Source organism: Methylocella sp. (assembly GCF_044226135.1).
Classification (GTDB): domain Bacteria; phylum Pseudomonadota; class Alphaproteobacteria; order Rhizobiales; family Beijerinckiaceae; genus Methylocapsa.
This window is the reverse complement of the sequence record NZ_JBGAHM010000006.1, coordinates 97,468-110,826: the sequence shown is the minus strand read 5'-3', so window position 1 is coordinate 110,826 and position 13,359 is coordinate 97,468. Positions and strand designations below refer to the sequence as shown.

At 69.7% G+C, this 13,359-nt stretch carries 4 protein-coding genes; 1 reads left to right on the top strand and 3 read right to left on the bottom strand.

Going from position 1 to position 13,359, the window contains the following annotated elements; translation table 11 throughout:
• Positions 1-134 precede the first annotated feature (134 nt).
• Positions 135-1,001: a cytochrome c oxidase subunit 3 gene (locus ACILRB_RS04955; protein ID WP_395665191.1), complete on the top strand. Its 867-nt coding sequence runs from the start codon at positions 135-137 to the stop codon at positions 999-1,001.
• 139 nt (positions 1,002-1,140) lie between these two features.
• On the opposite strand, the gene ACILRB_RS04950 is transcribed toward ACILRB_RS04955, so the two are convergent.
• From ACILRB_RS04950 to ACILRB_RS04940, 3 genes are read right to left on the bottom strand one after another with little or no spacing between them, the layout of a single operon-like run.
• Positions 1,141-2,427 (bottom strand): dienelactone hydrolase family protein, encoded by a 1,287-nt coding sequence (locus tag ACILRB_RS04950; RefSeq protein ID WP_395665190.1) that lies wholly within the window; start codon positions 2,425-2,427, stop codon positions 1,141-1,143.
• Between the two features lie 29 nt (positions 2,428-2,456).
• Positions 2,457-5,315, bottom strand: a complete 2,859-nt coding sequence (locus tag ACILRB_RS04945) for a condensation domain-containing protein (RefSeq protein WP_395665189.1) — start codon at positions 5,313-5,315, stop codon at positions 2,457-2,459.
• The gene (locus ACILRB_RS04940; RefSeq protein WP_395665188.1) at positions 5,312-13,351 is read right to left on the bottom strand and encodes an amino acid adenylation domain-containing protein; all 8,040 of its coding nucleotides are present in this window, start codon (positions 13,349-13,351) and stop codon (positions 5,312-5,314) included. The genes ACILRB_RS04945 and ACILRB_RS04940 overlap by 4 nt, the downstream gene beginning before the upstream one ends.
• Positions 13,352-13,359: the final 8 nt, after the last annotated feature.

Here is a 13,359-nt window from a genome sequence, read left to right as displayed (position 1 = left end):
GGACGTTTGGTGAGACAACAAACGGCGCGCGCCCCGCGGCTCGCGTCGAACGGGTTTTGAAAGCCTGAAGCAAGAACAAGGCGCCGCGGCGCCGCAAGGCTCGGCAGAGCCGCCAGATCGGGGGAAGGGTTTTCATGTCGGACGTCCACGCCAAACCCAATCACGACTATCATTTGGTGCCGCCGAGCCCATGGCCCCTGCTCGTTTCAGTCGCGGTCCTGTTCCTTGCGGTCGGCGCGATCTTCTGGATGAAAGACCTCGCCTTCGGCCCGCTGAAGCCCGGCAAGTTCGTGTTCGGCGCGAGCCTCATCGCCGTCGTCTTCATCGCCGCCGCGTGGTGGGTCGACGTGGTGAAAGAATCGCGCGAGGGTTTTCACACGCCCATCGTGCAGCTCGGCCTGCGCTATGGCATGATCCTGTTCATCGCCTCCGAGGTGATGTTCTTCGTGGCCTGGTTCTGGGCCTTCTTCGACTCGAGCCTGTTTCCGAACCATCCGCAGGAATATCTGCGCGCGCAGGCGCTCGGCGGGCAATGGCCGCCGAAGGGGATCGAGGTCATCGACCCCTGGCATCTGCCGCTGCTCAACACGCTGATCCTGCTGACCTCCGGCACCACCGTCACCTGGGCGCATCACGCGCTCCTGACCGGCGACCGCAAGGGCCTCAAGATCGGCCTCGCGCTGACCATCGCGCTCGGCGTGATCTTCACCGCCGTGCAGGCCTATGAATATGTCCACGCGCCTTTCGCGTTCAAAGGCTCGATCTTCGGCGCGACCTTCTTCATGGCGACCGGCTTCCACGGATTCCATGTGATCGTCGGCACCATCTTCCTCGCCGTATGCCTGCTGCGCGCCCTGATGGGCCAGTTGACGCTGCGCCACCACCTCGGGCTCGAATTCGCCGCCTGGTACTGGCACTTCGTCGACGTGGTCTGGCTGTTCCTGTTCGCGACGATCTACATCTGGAGCAGCTGGGGCGCGCCCATCGCCCATGGCCATTGACCGGCGGCGCTTCGGTCTTTTTCAGGAAAACGCTCAGGAAAGACAAGGCGGCCGTCCGGGCCGCCTTTTTTCGTCGTTGTGAAGGTCGCAACGTCGCAACCGGAAGCCGCCGGGACCGGGAAGCGTGGGCCAGCCGTTCTCAGTCGAGACCGAACCAGGAGCGGACCGGAACGGGCTCGTCGCCCTCCGCCCAGCCGCGTCGGCCCTTGAGCGCGATGACGCCACGGGCGGGCGGCGGCGCGGCGCGCAACAGTTCGCCGGCCTCGCCGCGCAGATAGGCGCCGAAGAAGGCCGCGAGATAATCGGCGGCGACGCCATGGACCTCGTCCGGGTCGACGAAAACCCAGCGGTCCGGCCGGCCCGTGCGCGCAAAGGCGGCGTCGGTGAAATCGCCATGCGCCGTGTTGCGCAGCTGGAAGCCGAATTTCCCCTCGTCCTCGAACAGCCTCGCCTGCGCGGCGACGAAATCGCGCTGCTGGCGCGCATAGTTGCGCCGCGCCGGATCTTCGGACTTCAGCGCCTCGCGCGTTGGAAGCGGCTCGTCGCTGAACAGCGCGAGATAGGGTTTGTCGAGACGCGTCTCCGCTTCGCCAAACACCCAGCCGTCGATATTGGCGGCGGCGACGACGCGCGGATCGAGCGAGGCCGCCGTCGCCGCCACGCCGCCTCCAAAGGAGAAGCCGAAAAAGCCGACGCGGTTGAAATCGACGCTTCTGGAAAAAGCCGCGCCGGCGCAGGCTCGCAGCCGGTCGAGCGCGTCGAGCGCCCGCCGCGCGTCGGCCTGCGCTTTCGCCTCCGAGCGCCGCAGCGTCGCGGCGAAAGCCTCGTCGGATGAGAAATCAAAGAAGGTCGGACGCGGCGGCGGCGTCTGCGACAGCGGGTCGTCAAGCGCGACGATGAAGAAGCCGCGGCTCGCGAGCTCGGCCGCGATCGACGCCATTTCGCGCGCGCCGCCCTCAAGCCCCGGCGCGAACAGCAGAAGCGGCCACGCGGGCCGCGACGATGTTTCGGGCGCCGCCTGCCCCGCAGCGTCAGGCAGGCGCAGGCCAGAAAGCGCCGCGCAGGAGCCCGGCGCCTTCTGTCCCGGCGCGGCCGGCGCGAAAACCAGCGCGCGGATCGGCGAGGCGCCGGATCCGGCCGGCGGCAGGATCAGATTCGCCTCGACGACGGCGTAAGGCCCCGTCGGCGCGCGAGGCGGCGGCGCAAAGGCCGCGCGCTGCGCCGCATGGGCGAAACGCGGGACGGCCTGGACGGCGAATGCGCCGCCGACCACGCCAAGGACGCATAAGGCGAGAGCGGCGGGCGTGCGCGCGGACCGTCCGACGATCAGGAGTCCCACGCCTGCCGCCAGCACGAGCGCGGCCCCGACGAGAAAGCCATATCGCCCCATGAACTGGTCGAAGCGCAGGTCAAACAGCCTGACCATGCGAAGGCCTCCGGCGTTGCAAAGCCGCGTCAGACGCTCGCCGACGATCGCGCGTTCGTGAGCGCTTTCGTCGTTCGATTGCGGTCGATCTCCTCGAGCAGGGGACGCAGATGCCGGGCGGCCGCCTCCGCGCCTTTTTCGTGGAACATTTCGTCATGCCAGCCGGGCAGGTTGAAGATGCTGAGACGTCCCTTGACGAGCGGTCCCCAGCCGAGTTTGGGATCGGCGAAAGTGGTGACGATCTCTTCGCTGTTCAGGATCACGACGTCGGCGCCGATCGGCTTGATCTTGTAGGCGTCGCGCGCATGCTCGAGCGACATCAGGAACATCCATTCCTTTCGCCCGATGACCTTGCGCGCGAGCTTCGATCCGTCGACGAGCCCGAGCGAAACCGCGAAATCGAGGATGCGGGTCTTGCGCACCAGGGTGAAGCTCGACAGCACCTCGGCGAAGCTCGACTTGCCGCTCAGCACGAGACTGACGCGATGCGCGAGCTGTCGCGCCCGGTAGTTGAGCTGGTAGAGAATCTTGCGATGCAGCGGGTAGGAGGCGAGATAGCCCGGCACCCACAGATCGGCGAGGATCAGCAGCGGCGTCTCTTCGCCTTCGGCGGAAAGCTGCTGCGCGCATTCATAGGCCAGCGCGCCGCCGATGCAGAGACCGAACAGAACATAGGGGCCGTGCGGCTGCGCCTCCTTGATGCGGCGGACATAGTCGGCCGCGATCTCGCTCATCGAGCGATCCGGCGGCGGTTCGTCGCCCGGAGGAACGACGAGCGAAATGCCGACGAAGGGCCGGTCCGGACCGAGCTTCTGCGCCAGCGTGTAATAGAGCATCGAATTGTTGATCGAGATGATCGGCGTCTTGTCGCCGCGCGGCTGGATGCGCGCGAGCCAGCTCTTGTCGTCCTCCTCGACCGCCGCCGGAGCCTCGCCGTCCGGCAGCCGCGCCGCGAAGGCGCGCAGCGTCGGCGCCTCGAACAGCGTGAGCGGATCGAGCTTGACGCCGAATTCAGCCGCGACCCGCGCCATGAGCCGGATGCTGAGAAGCGAATGGCCGCCGAGCTCGAAGAAATTCGACTGCGGTTCGACGGTCTCGACCTGAAGCAGCTCGCGCCAGACGGCCGCAAGCCGCTTTTCGGTCGCCGTCGGGCCTGAAGCGGGGGCGCCGGTCAGGGCGGGAGTCCTGTCGGACCGTTCCGGCGGCGGCGGCGGCAAACGGCTGCGGTCGATCGCGCCGTGACGCGTTTTGGGCAGCGAAACCAGAACGCTGATTCCGTCGGGGCGCGGCGCGCCTTGCGGCGACGCGGCGTCGAGCGCCTCCGCGAGCCGCCCCGGCAGCGCCTCGAGCGGCGTGCGCAGGCCGGGCTGCGGCGCGACGAACGCGTAAGGCCGCGCCCGCTCGACAGGCTGCACGACCGCGGCCTCGGCGACGCTGGGCTGGGCCTCGAGCATGCGCTCAAGGTCGCGCAGCGCGGCGCGCCGGGCGAGCGCCTCGAAATTTCCGCGCGGCGGCGGGGCGAGCCCCGAAAGCTTCGCCTCCGGGCTGCGCAGGCCGAATTCAAATGTGTCGATCAGGAAGCCGAGCAGGTTTTCGGCGGTCTCGGCCTCGAACAGGTCGGGGTTGTACTCCATGGCCATGCGCCAGCCGTCCGGCCAGTGAACCATGAAGAAAATGAGGTCGTAAAGCGAGCCGGCCGAAAGCGACGGCCGGCCATGCAGCGTGAAGTCGCCATAGGATTTATGGTCCATCACGTCGCGCAGCACGGTGAAATTGACCGAAATCAGCGGCGTGCGGGACGGGTCGCGCGGCGGGTTGAGCGTTTCGACGAGCTTGTCGAACGGCATGCGCCTGTTGATCAGCGCGCCCTGCGTCGCCTCATTGGCGCGGCGCAGAAACTCCGAAAAGGTCGGATCGCCCGACGCGTCGAAGCGCATGACCAGATTGTTGATGAACATGCCGATCAGATTTTCGAGCTCCGGATCGTCGCGCCCGGCGATCTGGGTCCCGAAAATGACGTCGTTTTCATCGGTGAAGCGGTGCAGCGCCGCGCCGAGCATGGCGCAGCCGAGGCTGAACAGGGTCACGTTGAAGCGCCGCGCCGCGGCCTCGAGCCCGTCGCCGAGCTCGGGCGGCAGCGTTTTGGCGATGATGACGCCCTTGTAGGTCGGTCGCGCCGGCTTTTCGTGGTCGGACGGCACCTCGAAATAGGGCGCGTCGCCAAGCCGCTCGGACCAATAGGCGATCTCCTCCTCGAAGGCGCCGGAGGCGAGATAGGCTTTCTGCCAGCGGCAATAGTCGCCATATTGCAGCGGCGGCGGCGGCAGCGCGTGCGGGCGGCGGGCGTTGATCGCCTCGGCGATCTCGCCGAACTCATGGGCGAGAATGCGGATCGACCAGCCGTCGAAGGCGATCTGATGCACGGTGACGAGCAGGATGGCGCGTTCGCCCGACATCTTCAGATAGGTCACGCGGATCGGCGGCGCCTGCGAAAGATCGAAGGAGGCGTGGGCCTCGAGCTCGCCGAGCCGCAGCGCCTCGATCTCCTGCTCCGACGCGGGCAGCATCGACAGATCGACGACGGAAAGCTTGAAATCGAGCGCCGGCGACGCCTCCTGCATCGCCTCCCCGCGGTGCTCGAAGAAGCGCGAGCGCAGGACTTCGTGCCGGTCGACGATCTGCTGGAAGGCCTGCTCCGTCACGGACGGCGAAAGCCGGCCTTCCGCCTCCCAGCGCAGCGCGACGTTGAGCGCCGGATTGCCGGGATTGAGCGCGTTGATGAACCAGCAACGGTTCTGCGACGCCGAGCAGGGGAAAATCAGCGCGTCATCCTGAACGTCCTCCGGCTCGACGGGCCCCAGACCAAGATCATTCGCCTGTATCGTCACGCAGAAGTTCCCTTAAGCTGCGCGCCGCGCCTGAAGCTGCTCAGGGAGGGCGCCTGATCCCGGGCCGGCCGCCGGTCGGCCTCGCCAGCTCCCGCCTCCGCGGCGGCGGCCAGTTCGGCGATGGTGGGGAAGCGCATCAGATGGCGCGCCTCGAGTCCCAGATTTTGCGCCATCATCCGCGCGGCGATGCGGAACAGATGGATTGAATCCGCGCCCAGCGCGAAAAGATTGTCGTCGACGCCGATCTCGTTGATTTGCAGCACTTCTCGCCAGATGTCGACGAGCTTCTGCTCAAGCTCCGTCCGCGGCGCGGCGACGACGCGCTTGTCCTCGGCCGCGCCGAGCTCCGGCGTCGGCAGGGCCTTGCGGTCGAGCTTGCCGTTCGGCGTGAACGGCAGGGCGTCGAGCCGCATCCACACGGCGGGGACCATGTAGTCCGGCAGGCGCTGCGCCGCGAAGCCGGAAAGCTCCGGCGCCGGCAAGGCCGAGGCGGCGACGTAATAGCCGACGAGCCGCGGCGTTCCCTGCCCTTGCGTGCGGATCGCCGTCGCGCAGGCCGCGACGCCGGGGCAGCCGCGCATGACCGCCTCGATCTCCTCGAGCTCGATGCGGAAGCCGCGCAGCTTCACCTGGGCGTCGGCGCGGCCGAGCACCTCGATCCCGCCGTCCGGCAGGCGCCGCGCGAGATCGCCCGTGCGATAGAGCCGCTGCGGCGCGCCGCCGTCGGGCGAGACGTCGACGAAGGCCGCCACGTCGAGCTCCGGCCGGCGGAAATAGCCGATCGCGAGACCGAGCCCGCCGATGAAAAGCTCGCCCCCGACGCCGATCGGCGCAAGCCGGCGGTTCCGGTCGAGCACATGGAGCTGGGTATTGGCGACGGGTTCGCCGATCGTGATCGGCCCGGGCCGCACGCGCCCGATCGAGGACCAGATCGTGGTCTCGGTCGGGCCGTAGACGTTCCAGAGCTCGCCGCCGTTCCGCATAAGGGTTTCGGCGAGGTCGCGCGGGAGCGCCTCGCCGCCGCACAGCATCCGGAGGCCCGGACGCGGCGAGAAGCCGGCTTCGGTCAGCATGCGCCAGAGCGAGGGCGTCGCCTGCACGATCGTCGTCTCGGGCTTTTCAACCATCGCCGCGAGGCCGAAGCCGCCGCGCACGTCGTCGCGGCTCGCGATGACCACCGTCCCGCCCGTGACGAGCGGCATAAAGAGCTCGAGCGCGGCGATGTCGAAGGAGATCGTCGTGGCGGCGACGAGCACGTCGCGCGGGCCGGCCTCGATCTTGCGCGCGATCGACCACAGGAGGTTCGAGACGGAGCGGTGCGCGATCTCGACGCCCTTCGGCACGCCGGTCGAGCCCGAGGTGAAGATCACATAGCAGGGCCGTGCGGCGTCGGCGGGCGCGGCGGGCGCGGTCGCCGGAGCGGCGGCGATCGCCGCCGCGTCGGCGTCGAGCCTGACCACGTGGGCGCCATGCGACATGGCCGACATGAAGGCGTTGTCGTCGCAGACGATGGCCGAGACGTCGGCGTTCTCGAGCACGAGCCGCAGCCGCGCGGCCGGATGGCCCGGGTCGAGCGGCACATAGGCGCAGCCGGTCTTCATCGCCGCGAGCAGCGCGACGACCATGTCAAGCGAGCGCTCCGTCGCGACGCCGATGCGCGCATTGGCGTCGCCGACGACGCCAAGCAGGTGATGGGCGAGCCGGTTCGCCTTTTCGTCGAGCTCGCGATAGGAGAGCGCCCGGTCGGCGCAGCGCACGGCGACGGCGTCGGGCGTGCGCGCCGCCTGGGCGGCGATCAGCTCATGCACCGGGCGCAGGTCAAGGCCCGGCTCGGCCGTGTCGTTGAGGCCGTGGACGAGCCACTCCCGCTCGGCCGGCGACAGCAGCGGCAGGGCCGAAATCTTCTGCGCCGGATCGGCCGCGACGGCGTCGATAAGCGTGCGGTAATGGCCGATCCAGCGATCGATCGTCGCCTCGTCGAACAGGTCGCTGTTGTAGTCGCAGTCGATCCTGAGGCCGCCGTCCTGCTCCGTGACGTTGAAGAACAGGTCGAAGATCACCGCCGCCTTGGGATTTGAGCGCGCCTCGACCTCGAGCCCCGTCAGGCTGATCCTGTCGCCGAGCCGCTCCAGATTGAACTGCACTTCGACGAGCGGACGGCGGCCGGCCTCGAGCGGCCGGTCCATCTTGCGCACCAGCGTGCCGAGCGTGAAGCTCTGGTGCTCCTGCGCCGCGAGCACGCGCTGGCGCGCGGCCGCGAGCTCCTGCGTCATGGCCGCTTCGTCGTCCCAGCGCGCGCGCAGCGGCAGGAAGTTGACGCAATGGCCGACGAGCGCGCCCTCGCTCTCGACAAGCTGCTGCCCGGCGGCGGGGATGCCGACGACGACCTCGTTCTGGCCCGCGAGCCGCGCGAGCAGAACCTCATAGGCGGCGAGCAGCGCGGCGAACAGGGTGCAGCCCTGCTTGGCCATGGCCTTGCGGAAGCGCTGCGTCGGCTCGGCGTCGACGACGCGGGTGAGGGTCGCGCCGGCGAAAGTCTTCTGCGCCGGACGCGGACGGTCGGTCGGCAGATCGAGGGCGGCCGGCGGCGGCGTGAACTGCGGCAGCCAGAAGGCGTCGATGGCCGCGCCCTCGCGCTTGTGGCGGGCGCGCTCCTCGGCGCCGTAGCGCAGGAAAGAAAGCGGCGCCGCAAGGTCCGCCGGCGTGCCGGACACGGCTTCTTCATAGAGCGCCGTCAGTTCGCCGATGATGACGTTGAAGGACCAGCCGTCGCAGACGATGTGATGCGCCGTGACCATGAGCGCGTGCAGGTCGGGCGCGAGCCGGCCGAGCCGCACGCGGATCGCCGGCCCGCGCACGAGGTCGAAGGGCGTGCGGGCGTCCTCGGCGAGCAGAGCGCCCCACGACGCCTCGGCTTCGTCGAGCGAGCCCCGCGAAAAATCCTCGACGTCGAGCGCAAGGCCAAGCTCGGGCTCGACATGCATGCGCAGCCCGTCGGGCGTAAAGACCGCGCGCAGGGCGTCATGCCGCGCGATCACCTTGTTGAGCGCGTCCTCGAGCGCGGCGCGGTCGAGCGTTCCCTTGAGCCGCAGCGTCATGGATTCGTTGAAGGCGCAGGAAGCTTCGTCGGAAAGCTGGGCCGAAAGCCAGATCTCGGTCTGCGCCTCCGTCAGCGGCCCGTCGCGCTCGGGCTCAGGCCCCATGCCCGCGGGCGCCGGCAGGAACTCGGCCTTCTGCATGGCGACGACGCTATCCTCGAAGGCGGTCGCGATCGCCTCGACGTCGGCGTCGGAATGGGCCGTCGTCAGGAAGCAGGGATAATGCTCCTGGATGTAGACGCCGCGCTCCAGCATGTGCGGATAGAACAGGCTGGCGTAGCGCGAGAGCTTGCCGAGATCGAAGAAGAACAGGCTGCCGTAGGTCTCGATCTCGACGTCGAGGCCGCGCTTGCGCAGGAAGGCGTTGAGGCGGGAGACGAGCCCCGCCGTGCGCGCGGCGACGGCCTCCTGAAGCTCGGGGCCCTTCTCCTTGATGTGGTTCAGCACGGCCCACACCGCCGCCATGACCAGCGGATGGCGCACGAAGGTGCCTGCGAAGAAGGTCATCGCCGCTTCGGGGTAGGAGTCGTCGCCGTAGCTCCACTGGCCGCCGTCGAGCGCGTCCATGAAGCGGGCCTTGCCGGCGAGGATGCCGACCGGAAGGCCGCCGCCGACCACCTTGCCGTAGGTCGCGAGGTCGGCGCGGACGCCAAACAGATGCTGCATGCCCCCGGGATGCATGCGGAAGCCCGTCACCACCTCGTCGAAGACGAGCGCGGTCCCCGAGGCCTCGGTGACGGCGCGCAGCTCCTTCAGGAACTCGACCGGCCGCAGCGCAGGATGGCGGCTCTGCACAGGCTCGACCAGCACGGCGGCGATGTCTTCGGCGTGCGCCTTGATCCAGGCGAGCGAGTCCGGCGTCCCATAGGGCAGCACCACCATGTTCTCGACTGAATCGCCCGGGATGCCGGCGGCCGCCGGCATGGATTTGGCGACGCCGCCGCGCAACGTGCCCTTGACCAGCACCTCGTCGAACTGGCCGTGATAGTCGCCCGTGAACATCACCACCGTTTCGCGCGCGGTGACGGTGCGGGCGATGCGCATCGCCGCCATCACCGCCTCGGAGCCGGTGTTGCAGAAGGTCACGCGCTCATTGCCGGTCATTTCCGAGAAGAGCGTGGCGACCTTGCCGGCCAGCGCCGACTGTGGGCCGATGGCGAAGCCCTTCTTCAGCTGCTCGGCCACGGCTTCGACGACGAAGGGAGCGGCATGGCCGAAGAAGGTCTGGCCATAGCCGTTGACGAGGTCGAGGTAGTCGTTGCCGTCGAGATCGTAGATGCGCGAGCCCTGCGCGCGGTCGCTCACCACCGGATAGACGAGATCTTTCCATTCGGGCCTGAAGCCTGCCGCCGCGCGCGGATCGGCGAGCACCTGGCGATAGCGCCCGGTCATGTCCTTCGAGGTCGGCGAGCGCGCGTTGAAGCGCTCGGTCAGGGCGGCGAGCGCGCGCTCCTGGATTTCGGTCATTGCGGCGGCGGGCGCCGAACGCGCGGCGGCGAGAAGCTCGAAGCGCGACTTCGGCTCATCGGCCGCGGCGGGCGCCGCAGGCACGGCCGGAGCCGGCGCCGCAGGCAGGGCATGAGCCGGCGCCGCAGGGGCGGACAAGGCGGAAGCGGGCGCCGGAGCGGGCTGGGGCTGGGCCGACAAGGGGACGGACGCGCCGCCGAGCGCCGCGAGTTGCTGCGCCATGAGCCGGCTCATCGCTTCGAGCTGGTCGCGGATGATCTGCTGCACGCCGCCGTCCGCCGCCGCGGACGCGGCGAACATCGGCGCGGCGAAGACCTGGGCCGGCGCCCCGGCGGCAAAGGCCTGCGGCGCGGCGACGGCCGCCGGAACGGGGGCCACGGCGGGCGCGGGCGGCGCGAAGGCCGCGCGCGCCTCGGGCGGGAGGACGGCGTCGATGTGATCGACCAGCGCTGCGATGGTGGAGAGTTCGCCCATGAGTTGGCGGAAGGTGAGCCTGGCCTTGAAGTCGCGCTGCAGGCTCTGCGTCGCCTGGCTCAGCAGGAGCGAGTCGAAGCCGAGTTCAAGGAAGGTCGCGTCCTGGGGCGCGTCGGAGAGGGATTCGCCGGAAAGATCTTCGAACAGTTCGACGACTTTCGCGCGGATGGCGTCTTTGGCTCCTGCGGCGGGCGTCGCGATCGCGGGGGTCGTCATGGAAGAAGTCATCGAAGAGCTTTCATGCGGAATGAGCGTCATGGGCTGCGGCGCGGGCGCGGAGAAAGGAGCCGCAGGCGGCGCCTGCTCTCCTGAATGTGGGAGCGGCGGCGCGTCGAGCCAATGGCGGACGCGTTCGAACGGATAGGTCGGCAATGACACGCGTCGGCGCGATTCCGCGGCGTAGACGGCGCGCCAGTCGAGCGGCGCGCCCGCGCACCAGAGCTGCCCCGCCGCGCGGGCGAGGACCACGGCGTCCGGCGTCTCGCGCGCCGCGTCGGGCAGGCAGGCGACGACCGCGTCGGACGAGGCGCCCGCGCCGCTCTGGCGGGCGAGCGTCGACAGCGTCTGGCCCGGGCCCGCCTCGATCAGGAGCGGAGCCTCGGCCTCGCGCAGCAGGGTTTCGAGTCCGGCGAGAAAGCGCACCGGCTCGCGGCAATGCGCGGCCCAGTAATCCGGCGAAGCCGCAAGCTCCGGCGTGAGCCAGCCGCCGGTCGTCGAGGAGATCACCGGCAGGGTCGGCGCGGACAGGCGGAGCCCGGCCGCGACCTCGCGCAGGGCGGCCGCGGCCGGCTCCATCATCGGCGAATGAAAAGCGTGGGAGGTGTGCAGCCGGCGCGTCATCACGCCGCGCGCGGCGAGCGTCTCCTCGAGGGCCGCGACGGCGGCGTCTGGCCCGGCGGCGACGCAGAGCTTCGGGCCGTTGACCGCGGCGAGCGCGAGGTCGCCGCCAAGATGAGGCGCAAGCTCCGCCTCGGGCAGGCGCACGGCGGTCATGGAGCCCTTCGGCATCTCCTGCATCAGCCGGCCGCGTTCGGCGATGAGCCGCAGCGCGTCTTCATGCGAGAACACGCCGGCGAGGCAGGCGCCGACGAATTCGCCGATGCTGTGGCCGATCATGTAGGCGGGCGTGACGCCAAACCCGCGCCACAGCGTGGCGAGCGCGTAGCCGACCGAAAACAGCGCCGGCTGGGCGTATTGCGTGGCCTGAAGCGCGGCCGCGTCGAGCCGCTCATGGTCCGCCCCGTAAAGCAGGGCGCAGAGATCGGCGTCGAGGATCGGCCGCAGGATTTCCGCGCTTTCGCGCATGCTGTCGCGGAACGCCGGCTCGCTGCGGAAAAGCCCCTCCCCCATGCCGGGATATTGCGCGCCCTGGCCCGGAAACATGAAGACGATGGAGCGCGGCCCCTTCGGCTCGCCGAAGACGAGCCCCTGCCCCGAGCGCAGCGCGGCCGCGGCCGCGGCGCCGTCGGTCGCGGCGAGCGCCGCCCGGTGCGAAAAGGCGCGCCGGCCGCGCGCCAGCGTAAAGGCGGCGTCGGCGAGCGGCACGTCGGGGTTTGCTTCGAGATGGGCGGCGAGATTTTCGCGCGCCGCCGCCAGCGCCGGGGCGCTGCGCGCCGACAGCACGAAGGTCTGCGCCGGGCGCAGCGACGGGCCGGAGATGAGCGCCGGCGCCTCCTCGAGCACGGCGTGGGCGTTGGTGCCGCCGACGCCGAAGGCGCTGACGCCGGCGCGGCGCGGGGTCTCGCCCGCCGGCCAGTCGCGCCACGCGCGGTTCACATAGAACGGCCCGCCTGCGAAGGCGATGTGCGGATTGGGTGATTCGTAATGGAGCAGCCCCGGAAGCTGCTTCTCCTTGAGCGCGAGCGCGGTCTTGATGACGCCGGCGACGCCCGCCGCCGCGTCGGTGTGGCCGATGTTCGGCTTGACCGAGCCGAGCGCGCAAAAGCCTTCGTCCTGCGTCGACGCGCGGAAGGCGCGCGTCAGCCCGGCGACCTCGATCGGGTCGCCGAGCGGCGTCGCCGTGCCGTGACATTCGACATAGGAGATCGAGCGCGCGTCGACCTCGGCGCTGGCGAGCGCCGCGGCGATCGCCCGCCATTGTCCCTCGGCGCTCGGCGCGGTGAAGCCGGCGCGCTGCGCGCCGTCGTTGTTGAGCGCCGCGCCGCGGATCACGGCGTAGATATGGTCGCCGTCGGCGACGGCGTCCTCGACGCGCTTCAGGAGCACAAGGCCCGCGCCGCTGCCGAACACCGTGCCGTCCGCCTTGGCGTCGAAGGTGCGGACATGGCCGGTCGGCGAGACCATGGCGCCTTCGACCGCGAGATAGCCGCGCTTCTGGGGGAAGGTGATCGACACGCCGCCCGCGAGCGCCATGTCGGATTCAAACAGGAGAAGGCTCTTGCACGCCTCGGCGATGGCGACGAGCGAGGTGGAGCAGGCCGTCTGGACCGTCATCGCCGGGCCGCGCAGGCCGAGCTTGTAGGACAGCCGCGTGGCGAACACGTCCGGCAGGGCGCCGATCAGCTCGGGATAGCTGCCGACCTGATAGTCGCTCGTGAAGCGCTCGACCGCGGCGCGGTCCCGCAGCACGTTGCGCAGGAAATAGGTGCTCATGGAGCAGCCGGCGAAGACGCCGACCGCGCCCGGATAGGCCGCGGGATCGTAGCCCGCGTCCTCGAGCGCGTTCCAGGCGCATTCGAGCAGCACGCGATGCTGCGGATCGGTCAGCTCCGCCTCGCGCGCATGCATGGCGAAGAAGCCGGCGTCGAAATTTTCGACGCCCTCGAGGATCGAGCGCGCGGGCACATAGGCGGGATCGGCTCGCGTCGCGGCGTCGAAGGCGTCCTCGAGGTCGCCGGGCGAGAACCGGCTGATCGACTCGACGCCGGCGCGCAGGTTGCGCCAGAATTCGCCGACGTCCGCGGCGCCGGGATAACGCGCCGCGACGCCGATGATTGCGACCCCGGAGAGCTCCGGTTCATCAAAAGTCTGGGTCATAAACAGCC